Origin of the sequence: Burkholderia seminalis DSM 23518, from assembly GCF_902832885.1 — a bacterium.
Lineage (GTDB): Bacteria > Pseudomonadota > Gammaproteobacteria > Burkholderiales > Burkholderiaceae > Burkholderia > Burkholderia seminalis.
On record NZ_CADFDK010000003.1, the window covers coordinates 122,222 to 137,014 of the forward strand.

At 69.1% G+C, this 14,793-nt stretch carries 14 protein-coding genes; 8 read left to right on the forward strand and 6 right to left on the reverse strand.

Features of this window, described 5'->3' with window-relative positions:
- Window positions 1-170: 170 nt before the first annotated feature.
- Together HWX00_RS11140 and HWX00_RS11145 are read left to right on the forward strand one after the other, a co-directional pair.
- Window positions 171-494, forward strand: a complete 324-nt coding sequence (locus tag HWX00_RS11140; protein WP_034189565.1) for a TfoX/Sxy family protein — start codon at window positions 171-173, stop codon at window positions 492-494.
- 71 nt (window positions 495-565) lie between these two features.
- A complete protein-coding gene (locus tag HWX00_RS11145; RefSeq protein ID WP_059561308.1) occupies window positions 566-1,483 on the forward strand; it encodes a hypothetical protein in 918 nt (305 codons plus the stop codon).
- A 30-nt stretch (window positions 1,484-1,513) separates the two neighbouring features.
- Here the strand turns inward: HWX00_RS11145 and HWX00_RS11150 are convergent, their stop codons facing one another.
- Entirely contained in the window at window positions 1,514-2,665 is a 1,152-nt protein-coding gene (locus HWX00_RS11150; RefSeq protein WP_175028489.1) for a branched-chain amino acid ABC transporter substrate-binding protein, read from the reverse strand.
- A gap of 41 nt (window positions 2,666-2,706) precedes the next feature.
- The gene (locus HWX00_RS11155; RefSeq protein ID WP_124610154.1) at window positions 2,707-3,936 is read right to left on the reverse strand and encodes an NAD(P)/FAD-dependent oxidoreductase; all 1,230 of its coding nucleotides are present in this window, start codon (window positions 3,934-3,936) and stop codon (window positions 2,707-2,709) included.
- Window positions 3,937-4,167: 231 nt separating this feature from the next.
- On the opposite strand from HWX00_RS11155, the gene HWX00_RS11160 reads away from it, so the two are divergent.
- Window positions 4,168-5,580, forward strand: coding sequence for an aminotransferase-like domain-containing protein (locus tag HWX00_RS11160; protein WP_175028490.1), 1,413 nt, complete (start codon window positions 4,168-4,170; stop codon window positions 5,578-5,580).
- Window positions 5,581-5,605: 25 nt separating this feature from the next.
- Here HWX00_RS11160 and HWX00_RS11165 read toward each other — a convergent pair whose 3' ends face one another.
- The gene (locus HWX00_RS11165; RefSeq protein ID WP_175028491.1) at window positions 5,606-7,780 is read right to left on the reverse strand and encodes a DUF4132 domain-containing protein; all 2,175 of its coding nucleotides are present in this window, start codon (window positions 7,778-7,780) and stop codon (window positions 5,606-5,608) included.
- A complete protein-coding gene (locus tag HWX00_RS11170; RefSeq protein WP_175028492.1) occupies window positions 7,773-8,051 on the reverse strand; it encodes a hypothetical protein in 279 nt (92 codons plus the stop codon). The genes HWX00_RS11165 and HWX00_RS11170 overlap by 8 nt, the downstream gene beginning before the upstream one ends.
- A gap of 307 nt (window positions 8,052-8,358) precedes the next feature.
- On the opposite strand from HWX00_RS11170, the gene HWX00_RS11175 reads away from it, so the two are divergent.
- Window positions 8,359-9,783 carry an aminotransferase-like domain-containing protein gene (locus HWX00_RS11175; protein WP_175868106.1) on the forward strand — a complete coding sequence of 475 codons (1,425 nt, stop codon included), beginning with the start codon at window positions 8,359-8,361 and terminating at the stop codon, window positions 9,781-9,783.
- A 34-nt stretch (window positions 9,784-9,817) separates the two neighbouring features.
- On the opposite strand, the gene HWX00_RS11180 is transcribed toward HWX00_RS11175, so the two are convergent.
- Window positions 9,818-10,978: an NAD-dependent formate dehydrogenase gene (locus HWX00_RS11180; RefSeq protein ID WP_034189950.1), complete on the reverse strand. Its 1,161-nt coding sequence runs from the start codon at window positions 10,976-10,978 to the stop codon at window positions 9,818-9,820.
- A gap of 234 nt (window positions 10,979-11,212) precedes the next feature.
- Between HWX00_RS11180 and HWX00_RS11185 the strand changes: the two genes are divergently transcribed.
- Both HWX00_RS11185 and HWX00_RS11190 read left to right on the forward strand, forming a co-directional pair.
- Window positions 11,213-12,745 (forward strand): FAD-dependent oxidoreductase, encoded by a 1,533-nt coding sequence (locus tag HWX00_RS11185; RefSeq protein ID WP_175029295.1) that lies wholly within the window; start codon window positions 11,213-11,215, stop codon window positions 12,743-12,745.
- Between the two features lie 41 nt (window positions 12,746-12,786).
- Window positions 12,787-13,164 (forward strand): DUF5594 family protein, encoded by a 378-nt coding sequence (locus HWX00_RS11190; RefSeq protein WP_175029294.1) that lies wholly within the window; start codon window positions 12,787-12,789, stop codon window positions 13,162-13,164.
- Between the two features lie 49 nt (window positions 13,165-13,213).
- Here the strand turns inward: HWX00_RS11190 and HWX00_RS11195 are convergent, their stop codons facing one another.
- Complete coding sequence (locus HWX00_RS11195) at window positions 13,214-13,432, reverse strand: DUF6566 family protein (protein ID WP_034189953.1); 219 nt, start codon at window positions 13,430-13,432, stop codon at window positions 13,214-13,216.
- 122 nt (window positions 13,433-13,554) lie between these two features.
- Between HWX00_RS11195 and HWX00_RS11200 the strand changes: the two genes are divergently transcribed.
- Complete coding sequence (locus HWX00_RS11200; RefSeq protein ID WP_175029293.1) at window positions 13,555-14,193, forward strand: MarC family protein; 639 nt, start codon at window positions 13,555-13,557, stop codon at window positions 14,191-14,193.
- Window positions 14,194-14,238: 45 nt separating this feature from the next.
- Window positions 14,239-14,703, forward strand: coding sequence for a hypothetical protein (locus HWX00_RS11205; protein WP_175029292.1), 465 nt, complete (start codon window positions 14,239-14,241; stop codon window positions 14,701-14,703).
- Window positions 14,704-14,793 lie beyond the last annotated feature (90 nt).

A 14,793-nucleotide genomic window follows, 5' to 3' on the forward strand; every position in this document is an offset into this window, starting at 1 on the left:
GCCGCGATGTAACTGTCAGCTGTGTCAGGAGACGGCCGGCCGGGAACGCCGGTCCATGACCGAACACGCTTTCCGTCGACGAATGGATGACGCGCCACGGCGTATCCGCCGAGGCAACGGAACGGTCGGTGTACGCTGCGGTCATAATTTTTTTTTGCAAGGAGCAGCGCATGGCATCGAGCCAGGGCACGGTCGATTTCATCGTCGAGCAGAGCGCGGCGGCCGGTACGGTATCGGCGCGCAAGATGTTCGGGGAATACGGCATCTATTGCGACGGCAGGATGGTCGCGCTCGTCTGCGACGACCGGCTGTTCGTCAAGCCGACACCGGAAGGACGCGCGTATCTCGGCGCCTGCGAAGAGGCGCCGCCGTATCCGGCCGCGAAGCCGCACCTCGTCATCCCCGGCGATCGCTGGGACGACCGCGAGTGGCTGGCCGCGCTGATCCGGATCACCGCCGCGCAGTTGCCGATGCCGGTGAAGCGGAACCGATAGCGGCAGCGCGCGGAATGCAGGCGTATTCTGTGACACAGGCGCGCGCCCATCGCGCGGCAGGGAGTACAAGAATGGAGACATCCGGACATTCGCGCGGCACGTGGCGTGCCCGCCGCGTCTGGCACGCGTGCGTCGCGGCGCTGTGCGTCGGCTGGAGCGCGCTGTCGTTCGGCGCCGATGGCGCGAACGGCGCGGCCGCGTTGCTCGATCGTTATCGCAGCCTCGGCGCGCAACTGAAGGACAACGCGTTTCACCGGCCGTTGTACCTCGAGTCGGCGGAGGCGTCGTCGTCGCTGAAGGGCGACATCTACGCGGTGGTCGACTATCCGTTCGCGGTCGTGAGCGGCCAGCTCGACGATGCCGCGCAGGGCCCCGCGAACTGGTGCGCGGTGCTGATCCTGCACCTGAACACGAAATACTGTCATGCGTCGAGCGGCGGCAACGGGCCGGTGCTCGACGTGAACCTCGGCCGCAAGATCCAGCAGAAGCTGTCGGACACCTATCGCGTGCAGTTCCGCTATCGCGTGGCGGCCGCGACGCCCGACTACTTCCAGGTCGATCTGGCCGCCGACAGCGGCCCGATGGGCACGAAGGATTACCGGATCGCGCTGGAGGCCGTGCCGGTCGGCGCGTCGCGCACGTTCCTTCACCTCACGTATTCGTATGGTTTCGGCACGGTCGGCCGGATGGCGATGAAGACCTACCTCGCGACGGTCGGCAGCGACAAGGTCGGGTTCACGAACGTCGGTGCATCGGCCGCGCAGCCGCAATACGTCGGCGGCGTGCGCGGGCTGCTGGAGCGCAACACGATGCGCTATTACCTTGCGATCGACACGTATCTCGCGACGCTCGACAAGCCGCTCGACCAGCGCCTCGCGCGCTGGTTCGATGCCACCGAGCAGTATCCGCAGCAACTGCACGAAGTCGAGCGGAGCGCGTATCTGCAGATGAAAGCGCAGGAGGTGCAGCGGCAGCAGGCGGCGCGGTGACGCCGCCCGCCGCCGGCTGCCCGGCGTCGATCAGTTCGACGCGCCGCCGACCGTGCGAATGCTGTGCCACTGCCCCTGTTCGACGCGGAACAGCGTGTATGGCGGCTTGATCAGGTCGCCGCGCTCGTCGAACGAGATCTTGCCGGTCACCCCGGTCACCGCCACACCCGGCAGGCTCGCGACGATCTTGCCGCGATCGAGCGAATCGGCCTTGCGGACCGCCGCGATCATCGCGAGCGCCGCATCGTAGGCGAACGGCGCATACAGCTCGACGTCCTGGTTGAAGCGCGCCTTGTAGCGCTGCGCGAACGCGACGGCCGACGGCAGCTTGTCGAGCGCGGGGCCGGGCTCCAGATCCTGCGTGCCTTCGCCCGCGTTGCCGGCGATCTTCAGGAATGCGTTGCTTTTCAATGCGCCGGCGCCGAACAGCTGCGCACGGATGCCGAGCGAGCGCATCTGCTTGACGAGCATCGCCCCCTGTTCGTCGAGCCCGCCGAAGAACAGCAGGTCGACGTTGTTGCTCTTCATCGTCGTCAGGATGCCGCGGAAATCGACGGCCTTGTCGTTCGTGTATTCGCGGCCGACGATGCTGCCGTGCGCGTCCTTCACGCCTTTCTCGAATGCGTCGGCGAGGCCCTGGCCGAACGCGGTGCGATCGTCGATGATGCCGATCCGCTTCGCCTTCAACTGCTCGACCGCGAAGCGGCCGGCCACCACGCCGCCGACGCCGTCGTGCCCCATCGTGCGGAACACGTTCTTGAAGCCCTGCATCGTCAGCTGCGGATTGGTCGAGCCGGGAGTGATCATCGCGACGTTCGCCTGCTTGTAGACGGCCGACGCGGGAATGCTGCAGCCGGAATTGTAGTGGCCGATCACGCCGACCACGCCGTCGTCGACGAGCTTCTGTGCGACCTGGATCGCGATGCGCGGATCGGCCTGGTCGTCCTGCACGTCGAGCACGAAGCGCACCGGCTTGCCGCCGATGGTCGGATACTTTGCGTTCTCCTCGTCGAGGGCGAGCTGCGCCCCGTATTGCAGATCCTTGCCGACGCGCGCGACCGGCCCCGTCAGCGGGCCGGCGAAGCCGATCTTGACGGTTTCCGGGTCGGCTGCGAGCGCCGACCCCGCGACCGTGCCGATCGAGCAGACGGCCAGCCATACCAGCCAGTGACGACGATTCATGATGCTTCTCCTTGCGTGGGTGGAAGGGGGCGTGGCGCGCGTCAGAATCGCGCGGCCCGGTACGGCGCGAGGTCCAGCGGCGGAGCGCGCCGGGCGACGAGGTCGGCGACGAGCTGTCCGGTGATGCCGGCGAGCGTCACGCCGAGATGCTGATGACCGAATGCATGGATCACGCGCGCACTGCCGCGTGCGTGGCCGATGACGGGCACGCCGTCGGGCAGCGTCGGCCGGAAGCCGAGCCAGTTGCGCGTCGGCGCGCCGAGCGACGGCACGGCTTCGCGCGCGGACCGCGTGAGCAGCGCGACGAGCGACGGGTTCATCGGCGCGTCGAAGCCGCCGAGCTCGACGGTGCCGGCCGCGCGCAGCCCTTCGTCGAGCGGCGTCATGTAGAAGCCGCGTTCGGCCCAGCCGACCGGCCGCGTGACGCGCTCTCCGGGCGCGCCGAACTGCACGTGATAACCGCGCTCGGTGTCGAGCGGCACCGCATCGCCGCATGCGGCCGCGAATTCGCGCGAGCGGGCGCCCGCGGCGACGACGACGTGATCGAACGCGCGGACCGTCCCGCCCGCCTGCACGTTCACGGTATCGCCGGCAGGCGTGATGCGCTCGACGCGCGCGCGATCGAGCGTCGCGCCGCCGGCGGAAAGGTGCGCGAACAACGCGCCGAGAAAGCCGTGCGGATCGGAGAAATGCCAGCTGCCGACGAACAGCACGCCGCGCGCGAAGATAGGCGCGAGCGCGGGTTCGAGCGCGCGGATCGCGCCCGCGTCGAGCGTCTCGAACGGCACGCCGAGCCGGCGTCGCAACGCGAGCGACGGTTGCGCGGCATCGAACGACGCCTGCCGCGCGTACAGGTACAGGCATTCGCGCGGCCGCACGAACGCCGCGAGCCGCGGCGAAGCGAGCAGCGGCGCATAACCGTCGGCGGCGCGCGACAACAGGGCGGCCAGCGCGCTCGCGCTGCGTGCGTGGCGCGCGGGCGTCGATGCGAGCAGGAACCGCGCGAGCCACGGTGCGCCGTGCAGCAGGTACGGCCAGCGGATACGCAGCGGGCTGTCGGCGGCGAACAGGAAGTGCGGCAGCTCGCGGAACACGGACGGCCCGTTCACCGGCACGCAGCCGTACGGCGCGAACGTCGCGGCATTGCCGAACGATGCACCCTCGCCGACGCCGGCCGGATCGAACAGCGTCACGCGATGCCCGTCGCGCTGCAGCCATGCCGCCGCGCCGAGCCCGATGAAGCCCGCACCCACGATGGCGACGTTCGCCATGACGCTTCCCCTCCGGTCCACAAGGTTCACACAAAGTTGCGATCAAGAATCACACAGTAATTTTTTGTGTGCAATCAAAAAGAGATTGTGTGGTGTTGGTGTTTACCCGATTTCAACCCGCTGATTCCGCAGACTTTTCCTTAAGCGTTTGACGGGGCGGGGATGTCATATACAATCGCTGGGCAAATCAAAACGGCAGACAAACGCTTTTTGTGTGGTCATGGGCGACAAATGGAATCAGACAAACTTTCCGGCGAGCGTGACGGCGGCCTGCCGGCGCAGGCGAAGCGGCCGACTTATGTCGAGGTATCGAGCTCGATCGAGGAGGAAATCCGCAGCGGCACGTATCCGCCGGGCAGTCGCCTGCCGCCGCAGCGCCAGCTCGCGACGGAGCTCGGCATCAACGTGTCGACCGTGTCGCGTGCGTACAAGGAACTGCAGCTGCGCGGCCTCGTGATCGGCAGCAAGCGGCGCGGCTCGCTCGTCACCGGCGGCGCGATGCCGAGCATCGCGCCGGCCCGCGCGGCGCTCGCGGCCGGCAACGGCGTGATCGACCTGACCGTGAACCGCCCGGCGACCGGCGAGTTTCTCGCGAGCCTCGCGCAGACGTTCGGCACGCTGCCGAGCGACCCGCGGTTCGCCGCGCTGCAGGAATACCAGCCGCCGCAGGGCCCGGACTGGGCGCGGGCGGCCGGTGCGCAGTGGCTTGCCGCGCCCGGCTTCACGCCGTCGCGCGACCAGGTGGTCGTCACGAGCGGCGCGCAGCACGGGCTGTATGCGGTGCTGAACAGCCTGATCGGCACCGACGGCGTGATCGTCGCCGATCGCCTCACGTACTACGGCCTCAAGGCGCTCGCGCCGGTATTCCAGTTCGAGATCGTCAGCGCGCCGGCCGACGACGACGGCTTGCTGCCCGACGAGATCGAGCGGATCTGCCAGCGCATGCCGGTCAAGGCGATCTTCGTCGTGCCGAACCTGCAGAACCCGACCGTGACGACGATGAGCCTCGCGCGCCGGATGGCGCTCGTCGACATCGCGCGCCGCCATCACGTGACGATCATCGAGGACGACGTGTACGGCCCGCTCGTGCGCGACCGGCTGCCGGCGATCGCGGGGCTATGTCCCGAGCTGACGTTCCATCTCGGCGCGACGTCGAAGATCCTCGCGCCGGGGCTGCGCCTCGGCTACCTGAGCTGCCCGCGCGACAGCGTCGCGCTGTGCGCGGAAGCCGTGCGCACGACCGCATGGATGCCCGCGCCGACGTCGATGCTGATCGCCACGGTGTGGATCGAGGACGGCACCGCCGAGCGGATCATGGCCGCGCAACTCGCGGAGATCCGCGCACGTGTCGATTTCGCCCGCGAACTGCTGCCGGCCGGGCAGTTGAAGGCCGACCCGGCGTGCATGTTCGTGTGGCTGCGGCTGCCGCCGCCGTGGCGTGCCGACGACTTCGCCGCGAATGCGAAGGCGCGCGGCGTGATCGTGATGCCGTCGTCGACGTTCGCGGTCGACCGTGCGGAAATCGAGCACGGCGTGCGCATCAACCTCGCGTGTCCGGCCACGCGCGACGAACTCGTCAACGGGCTGCGGATCCTGGCGGGCACGCTGAAGGACCGGCCGCGCGCGCTGTTCGGGTCGATCTGACGGCGGGCACGCACGTTCGCAAGGCCTACTCGAGCAGATGCGCGACGACGTCGACGATCCGCTGCAGCAGCGCCTCGTCGTAGGGTAGCCACGGCACCGCGCGCAGCGGCGACGGCGGCGGCTCGAGCGGGGCGTCGACAGGCTCGCCGTCGCGCGTCACGCGGCCGGTCGCGCAATGCACCGACCACGCGCCGACGTGCACGTGGCGATCGTCGATCGTGATCTTCCCTTGCGCAACCGGTTCGGCGAACACGAGCGACAGCACGTGTTTGCGATGCCGCGCCATCACGCCGAGCGGCAGCGCCGACAACCGGTTCAGGCGCTGCCGGCGTTCGGTTTCGAGGTCGCGCTGGCGGGCCGGGTCCGCCGCGAGCGAAGCGGCGGCCGCGCGTGTCGCGGGGTCGTCGAGCGCGAACGCGGCCACGCTCACCAGCAGGTCGACCGCCCGCGCCACTTCGGAGAACACGACAGCGTCGATCTCGCCGATCGGCACCGGCACCCAGCGCCGGTCGTGCCGGCGCTCGAAGACCAGCCGGCGCGACGTGCCGTGGCCCTCCGTGCCGGGATAGAGCCGCGCATCGACGAGGAAGGTCGCGCGCACGTCGCCGAATTCACGGGCGAGCCCGTCGTCGTACGCGCGGATCGACCAGCCTTCGCGGCGCGCGACGCCGAGCAGCGGCCGGCTCGACAGCACGTGACCTTCGAACATCGCGGAATCGCTCGCCGACGCGTCGCCGTCGGCCGGCACGTAGTACTCGCGGAACGCCTGCCGCACCGGCTGCCGGAGCGTGCGGTCGACGATCGCGCGCTGCCACGCGAGCCGCTCGTGCGCGTCGGCCAGCAGCGGATGCCATAGCCGGATCGTGCAGTCGTCGGCGATCTCGCATGCGTGCCCGGCCGCGTCGCGCGGCACGACCTTGCCTTTCGCGATGTCGGGGATGAACGATTGCGTCGAGCCATCGCGGCCGCACGCTTGCCAGATCATCCGCACGGAGAACGCGGCGCCGGCCGGCGTATCGACGAGACGCTCGCGCCATTCGGCATGACCTAGCGACATCGGCTGCCAGAAGCCGGCTTCCATGCAGGTGGCAAGCATCGCGAGCTGCTTCTTGTCCGGTTTCGCGTCGAGCGTCATGCGCAGCGCGGTGTGCGGCCGCTCGCCGAGCGCACGTTCGGCGGGTTTCAGGTTGCGCGCGAGCTTTTTCTGCACGCCCGCGTGACGCACCGTGGCGAGCGCGTCGCGCAGCGCGCGCACGCTCTCCGGCGTCGGGATCGTCTCGACCGCATGGCCGAGCGCAATCGCGAGCGACTGCGACGGCACTGTTTTCGCGGTCGTCGGCGCGACGCATACGCCGGTCAGCAGCGGCCCGATCAGCGGGCGCAGCCATGCTTCGTCGCGATAGGCGGCCACGCGCGCGGCGCGCGCGACGACCTGCGCGTCGTCGGTCGTGAACGCGCGATCTGCCTCGTACGGCACGGCGCCGGCGTGCAGCGCGGCGACCAGTCGCGCGGCCTCGGTCAGCGCGTCGCGCGCGAACGCGACGTACGCGGCGTCTTCCGCGAGCGTGACGGCCGGGTCGCCGAAGTCGAGCCACAGCCGTTTCGGCGCGAAATAGCCGTCGTTCGTCGCGGCCAGCGCGAGCAGCGCGGCCGGCCCGAGTTCGGGCAACACGTCGAGTTCGCGCAGGCGAAACGGCGAATCCGCCAGCGCCTGCGCGTACGCATCGCGCCGCGCCGAGAAGTCGCGGCGGCCAGCGAACCAGTCGAGCGCATACGCGCCATACGCGGATTTCGCCCGCGGTTCGCCGTCTTCCGGTTCGCCCGCGATGCGCGCCAGTTCGGCTTGCAGCGCGGGCGACGGCAGCGCATCGAGACAGGGCAGGTCTTCCAGCGCACGTTTCCATCCGCCGGGCGGAATGTCGCGGAACAGTTCGAGCGCGGCATCGGCGTCGACGAGCGGCACGAGGCCGAGCGCGTCGATCTGCCCGCGCAGCCAGCGCGTGAATTCGGCGCGTGGGTCGTCGTACGCGTGGTCGCGCAGCATGATGTCGTGCTCGGCGCGACGCAGCGCCGGCCAGACCGTACCGAGCGTGTGCGCATCGAGCGTCGACAGGTCGATCGGCGCGCCGGTAAAGCGCGGATGGTCGGCGCTGCCGGTCAGTCGCGCGACGAGCCGCGCGGCGAGGTCGCGATCAGTCATCGGCGGTTTCCGGGCCGGCGGCGCGCGATGCGCGGGCAGTCGTTACGTTCTGACACCATTTCATCATCTGTACTGGTCGGGCGTTGCGGATCAAGGCGCCGGGGGCGGCGGCCCGTTCGATCGCATGCGCGGCGGGGCTGACTCCGGTCATGAAAAACCGTGCGGCCGCACAGTATTGCACTCCCGTCGAGACGGTCGGACGAATGCCCGTGTCGCGGTCGTTCCAGGCCGATCCGGCCGCGCCGCGCGCGGTTTCCGGCCGCCAGGCCATTTCATAAGACGTACAGTTCTCCCGCCATGCGCGATTCGCGCCGAACTGTACTCTTGTTCGCGTGGTCGATGTGTGTACTCGCCGCCAACTGTTCTGCTCTTAAGATTCCACCATCAAGTGCACAGTGCCGCGGATCCAGTCGTACCGGAACCCTGTCGGCGCATCTTCAAGAGAGAGCCGCGATGGAAAAGGCAAAACCGGAGGGAAGGATCAGGAATCACGACGGCCCGGTCGGCGGGCGAAACACGTGCGTGCCGGACGCACACGGCAGGGCGGCGCGGCTGCGCATGCCGGCGGGAGACGCACGATGAAACTCTACGAAAAACTCGCGGACGACATCGAGCGCCTGATCCGCCAGGGCGTGTACCGGCACGGCGACCGGATTCCGTCGGTGCGGCAGGCGAGCCAGCAGCACCGGATCAGCATCACGACCGTGCTGCACGCGTATCTGCTGCTGGAAAGCCGCGGGCTGCTGGAAAGCCGGCCGCAGTCGGGCTATTTCGTGAACCTGCGCCGCGACGACGGCCACGCGCCGGTGCGCGAGCTGCGGCCGTCGAAGCCGATCGCGATCTCGTCGTCGGTCGACGTGAGCCGGCTCGTGCTGTCGACGCTGCGTTCGATCGGCACGGACGACGCGGTGCCGCTGGGCTCGCCGTATCCGGACCCGAGCCTGTTTCCGTTCGAGAAGCTGAACCGCTACGCGTATGCGGCCGGCCGCGACAAGTCGCTGTGGGGCGTGACGGACGGGCTGCCGCCCGGCCATCCGCGCCTGATTCGGCAGATCGCGCGCCGCTACCTGGAAAACGGGATGTCGGTGGACCCGAACGAGATCATCGTGACGGTGGGCGCGACGGAGGCGATCAACCTGTGCCTGCAGGCGGTGGCGAAGCCGGGCGACACGATCGCGGTGGAATCGCCGACGTTCTACGCGATGCTGCATGCGATCGAGCGGATGGGGATGAAGGCGATCGAGGTCGCGACGCATCCGGAGTACGGGATCGACATCGCGGCGCTGGCCGCGATCGCGAAGTCGCAGCCGATCGCGGCGTGCATGGTGATGCCGAACTTCCAGAACCCGCTCGGGTTCCAGATGCCCGACGAGCGCAAGCGCGAACTGGTTGAGTTTGCAACGAAAACCGGCATGCCGATCATCGAGAACGGCGTGTACAACGAACTGTACTTCGGCAACATGCATCCCAGCACGCTGAAATCGTTCGACCGCCATGACATCGTGCTGCATTGCTCGTCGTTCTCGAAGAGCCTGACGGCCGCGTACCGGATCGGCTGGGCGCTGCCGGGCCGCTATCGGGAACAGGTCGAGAAGCTGAAGTTCCTGAACACGCTCGCGACGCCGTCGCTGCCGCAACTGGCGATCGCGGAGTTTCTCGAACGCGACGGCTACGAGCACCACCTGCGGCGGATTCGCAAGGCGTATGCGCAGCAGGCGAACCTGATGCGGGCGATGGTGTCGCGGTTCTTTCCGGAGGGCACGCGCATCTCGAGCCCGGCGGGCGGCTACGTGCTGTGGATCGAGCTGCCCGCGCAGGTCGATGCGATGCGGCTGTACCAGCTCGCGCTGGAGCAGGGGATCACGATCGGCCCCGGCTACATGTTCTCGATCGCGGACAGCTACCGGAACTTCATCCGCCTGAACTACAGCAGCCCGTGGTCGCCGGAGATCGAACAGGCGGTCGTGACCGTCGGCAAGCTCGCCGCGCACTGTCTCGACTGACCGTACCGCCGTGCGTTGCGCGCCGCGCCCGGCGTCATGTCAGGCGGTACGACTGCGCGCCCGTGCCCGCGAGCGTGCCGCCGTCGACGATCAGGTATTCATTGCGGATCGGCTTGCCGTCGAACCAGCATTGCAGGATTTCCAGCGTGCCGGCCGCATAACGCGCCTGCGCGGACAGCGACGTGCCCGAGATATGCGGCGTCATCCCGTTGAAGGGCATCGCGCGCCACGGATGGTCGGCCGGCGCCGGCTGCGGAAACCACACGTCGCCGCCGTAGCCGGCGAGATGCCCGGACGTGACGGCATTCACGACCGCGTCGCGGTCGACCAGCTTCGCGCGCGCGGTGTTGATCAGGTACGCGCCGCGTTTCATCCGCGCGATCATCGCCGCGTCGAACAGGTGCTCGGTCGACGGGTACAGCGGGATTTGCAGGTTGACGATGTCGACGGCGCTCGCCAGCGACGCGGGATCGGCGTGATACGTGAGCGCGAGTTCCTGTTCGATCGACGGGTCGAGCCGGTGGCGCTGCGTGTAGTGCAACTGCAGGCCGAACGGCTTCAGCCTGCGCAGTACCGCAAGCCCGATGCGCCCGGCGCCGACCGTGCCGAACTGCATCCCCTCGACGTCGTAGCTGCGCGACACGCAATCGGCGATGTTCCAGCCGCCTTGCTGCGCGACTGCGTGCGACGGCAGGTAGTTGCGCACCAGCGCGAGCGTCGTCATCACCACGTGTTCGGCCACGCTGATGCTGTTCGAGCCGGTGACTTCGGCGACGGTGATGTGCGCGCGCGCCGCGGCGTCCAGGTCGACATGATCGGAGCCGATCCCGGCCGTCAGCGCCAGCTTCAGCTTCGGCGCGCGGGCGATCCGGTCGGCCGTCAGGTACGCGGGCCAGAACGGCTGCGAAATCACCACGTCGGCTTCGGGGAGCCGGCGCTCGAATTCGGAATCGGGGCCGTCCTTGTCGCTCGTGACGATCAGCGTGTGACCGTGCGCTTCCATGTAATCGCGCAACCCGAGCGCGCCCGATACCGAACCGACGAGTTCGCCGGGCCGGAAGCCGAGCGGGCCGGCCGGCGTTGGCGCGGTCTGGCCGTCCGCGTACCGCGTCACGACCGGAATCGTGTCGCGCACGTAGCGCGGCGGATAGCCGTCGACGGGATCGGGGTAGAGCACGCACAGAACGGTGGCCATCGGGAGCGCTCCTGATGAGGAAAGAGAGGCGGCACGCGGATTGCGCAGGTGGCGCGACGCGTGTGCGGCGTGGCGGATGTGTTGCGCCGCAACGTGGGTGACGTTCTACGCCCGTCATGGATCGCGCACAAGCTACAGTCCGCGTTTGCGTGCGCTGCGAGGTCGTCTGTACCTGTTATTTTCAGGAGGGATGTCGATAATGGGATCGTTACCTGACTTTCCGGGAGCCACGTCATGAGCGCAAGCGACGATTCGTCTTCGCGCCCCGATCTCGCGGCAGGCATCGCGCTCGACGATATCGCCGACGGCGCGATGATCGAGGGCCATGTCGGCGATGCGGCGGTGCTGCTCGTGCGCCGTGCCGACGAACTGTATGCCGTGGGGGCGCAATGCCCGCACTACGGCGCCCCGCTGGCCGACGGCCTGCTGGTGGGCGACACGATCCGCTGCCCGTGGCATCACGCGGCGTTCTGCCTGCGCACGGGCGAGCTGCAGCGCGCACCGGCGCTCGACGGGTTGCCGTGCTGGCGCGTCGAACGCCGCGATGGCCGCGCCGTCGTGCTCGATGCACGGCCGGCACCGGTGCCGCCTGCGCCGGAAGCGGCCGGGCTGCCGGCGTCGGTCGTGATCGTCGGCGGCGGCGCCGCCGCGATCGCGGCGGCCGTGACGCTGCGGCAGGAAGGCTATCCGCATCCCGTCACGCTGTTGAGCGCCGATCGCGATCCGCCGTACGACCGGCCGAATCTGTCGAAGGATTACCTCGCGGGCACGGCCGATGCCGACTGGCTGCCGCTGCGCGCGCCGTCGTTCTATACCGACCGGCGCATCGACGTGCGGTGCGGCACGCGCGTCGCGCGGATCGATCCCGCGCGGCACGCGGTCGAGCTGGCCGACGGCAGCCGCGTCGAATACGGTGCGCTGCTGCTCGCGACGGGCGCCGAGCCAAACCGGCTGACGGTGCCGGGCGCCGACCTGCCGCACGTGTGCGTGCTGCGCTCGCGTGCCGATTGCGACGCGCTGATCGGCAGGCTGAAAACGGCGCGCCGCTGCGTGGTGGTCGGCGCGAGCTTCATTGGTCTCGAGGCGGCCGCCGCGTTGCGCACGCGCGGGCTCGACGTGCAGGTCGTCGCGCCCGATGCGCGTCCGATGGCGCGTGTGCTCGGCGACGCGCTCGGCGATACGATCAAGGCGCTGCACGAATCGCACGGCGTCGTGTTCCATCTCGGCGCGACACCCGCGCGGATCACGCAGGACAGCGTGACGCTGTCGACCGGCGACGTGCTGCCGGCCGATGTCGTCGTGATCGGCATCGGCGTGCATCCGAACGTGGCGCTGGCGCAGGACGCCGGGCTCGCCGTCGAACGCGGCGTGACGGTCGACCGGTTCCTTCGGACGAGCGCGCCCGGCATCTACGCGGCCGGCGATATCGCGCGCTGGCCCGATCCGCTGACCGGCGAGCGGATTCGCGTCGAGCACTGGGTCGTGGCCGAGCGGCAGGGGATCGTCGCCGCGCGCAACATGCTCGGCCAGCAACGGCCGTTCGACGCGGTGCCGTTCTTCTGGAGCCAGCATTACGACCTGACGATTCGCTATGTCGGGCATGCGGAGCAATGGGACCGCGTCGAGATCGACGGCGACCTCGGCGCGCACGACTGCTCGATCGCGTACTGGCGCGGCAACACGCGGCTCGCGGTCGTGACGGTCGGCCGCGATCTCGACAGCCTGAAGGCGGAAGCGGCATTCGAGCAGCAGATTGCAGCCGCGTGACGGCGGCGTGACGACACGAACCAACCTGGAGTGGAGAAGAGATGAATTCCGATGTCCGTGCCCGTTTCGAAACCGAGTTCGCGCCGCGCATCGCCGCGCGCCTGCGCGGCCTGTACTCGCCCGGCGACGTGAAGGTCGACGTCGTGCCGCATGACGGGCAGGGCAGCCCGACCTGCGTCGACGTCGTCGGCCTCACGTCGACGGTGGGGCTGCCGAACCGGCTGAATGCGCGGCTCGCGTGGCGCGACGATGCGATCGCCGGTCTGCTCGCCGAGCCCGACCACGGCCGCTTCGACCGTTATCTCGCGGCGCTGCCGGTCACGATCGAGCGCTGGCAGATGGAACTGCCGGTCGATTTCAGCTCACGGACCCAGCGCGATCGCGAGATCCTGATCGGCGACCTCGATTTCGATGCGTGACCCGCGCGGTGCGATGCCGGCCGACGACGCGCCGGCGAACCGCGCACCGTTACCGGTCGCGCGTCTTGACGATCACGCGGCCCTGGTCGATGCCGCCGCGCAGCGCCTCGTCGCACGTGAGCCATTCGGGCGTGACGAGCTCGGGCGCGGGCAGGTCGACCGGCGCGCCGTCGCGGAAGATCCGCACCTGCGCGACCCACGCGCCGTTTGCGTTGCGCGTCGCTTCGACGCGTATCTCGTGATCCATGAAGGTATCGGTGGCTTGCATCGGTCGGGGCCCTCCGTCGTGCGTGAACGCGGTGCGTCGATCGTATCAGCATGGCGCGCGCCGCGCACTGGAAACCGGCCGGATTCCGCATTCGATTCGGCCTGCGAAACGGGAGCAAGCCTGTGGGCTTCGATCTGACCTTTTCCATCAAGGTGTTCGCGGCGCTGTTCGCGATCATGAACCCGATCGCGAACATTCCGGTGTTCCTGTCGCTGACCGAGGGCTCGGCGGACGGCGTGCGCCGCAAGGTCGCGCTGACGGCCGCGATCGGCGTGTCGATCGGCTGCATCGTGTCGGCCGTCGCGGGCGGCGCGATCCTGCACGTGTTCGGTCTGACGATCGACGATTTCCGCCTCGCGGGCGGGCTGCTGGTGCTGCTGATCGCGCTGTCGATGCTGCATGGTTCGCCGAGCCGCCAGCATGCGCCGGGCGACGACGAAGGCGCAGATCCGGCGGCAGCCGAGCGCGTCGCGATCTATCCGCTGACGATCCCGCTGCTGGTCGGCCCCGGCACGATCGCGACGATGATCGTGCTCGGGCACAGCGCGTTCACGACCGGACAAGAGCTTGCATTCGCGCTCGGGCTGGCCGCGTTTCTCGTGCTGCTGGCCGTCTCGCTGCTGTCGGCGCCGCTGATCGGCCATTACCTGTCGCCGCGCGTGACGGCCGTCACGCAGCGGCTGATGGGGATGATCCTCGCGGCGATCGCGATGCAGATGATCGTCGCGAGCCTGAAGGCCGCGTTCGGGCTGCCGCATTGAGCGCGGGCTGCCGGCACGCGACCGTTTGATTGCATGGAGTTGTCGATGAACACGCTGATCGTGTTGTCCTATCCCGACCTGGAGGCCGCCCGTCGCGCGCTGGCGGAACTCGGCACGTTGCGCGACCGGCACGTCGTCGCGCTGTCGGGCGTCGTGATCGTCGAATGTACGACCGACGGACAGTTGCGCGCGCATTCGGTCGATCCCGGCCGCGTGTCGTCCGGATCGCTGCTCGACAGCGTGGTCGGACACATCGAATCGTCGCTCGCCGCGTGGCGCGAGCGGCCGGTGGACGACGCGCTGACCGATCGCGTCGCGCGCAAGGCGCGCCCCGGCGCCGTCTCGCTCGGGCTCGCCGCGACGCAGCTCGACATCTATGCGCTGAGTGCGGCGCTGGCGCCATTCGGCGGCGAAGTGACCGACACGACGCTGTCGATCGACGACGAACTGAAACTCGTCGAAGCGATCTCGAACGCGCGCGACGGCGGCCGCGGCGCGGCGACGGACTGAAGGTGAAGCCGACGCCGGCGCCATGAAGACGCGAAGAACCGAAACCGGGAGCACGGCGCTGGACGATCGGTGCGACAACGGCATGGCCGC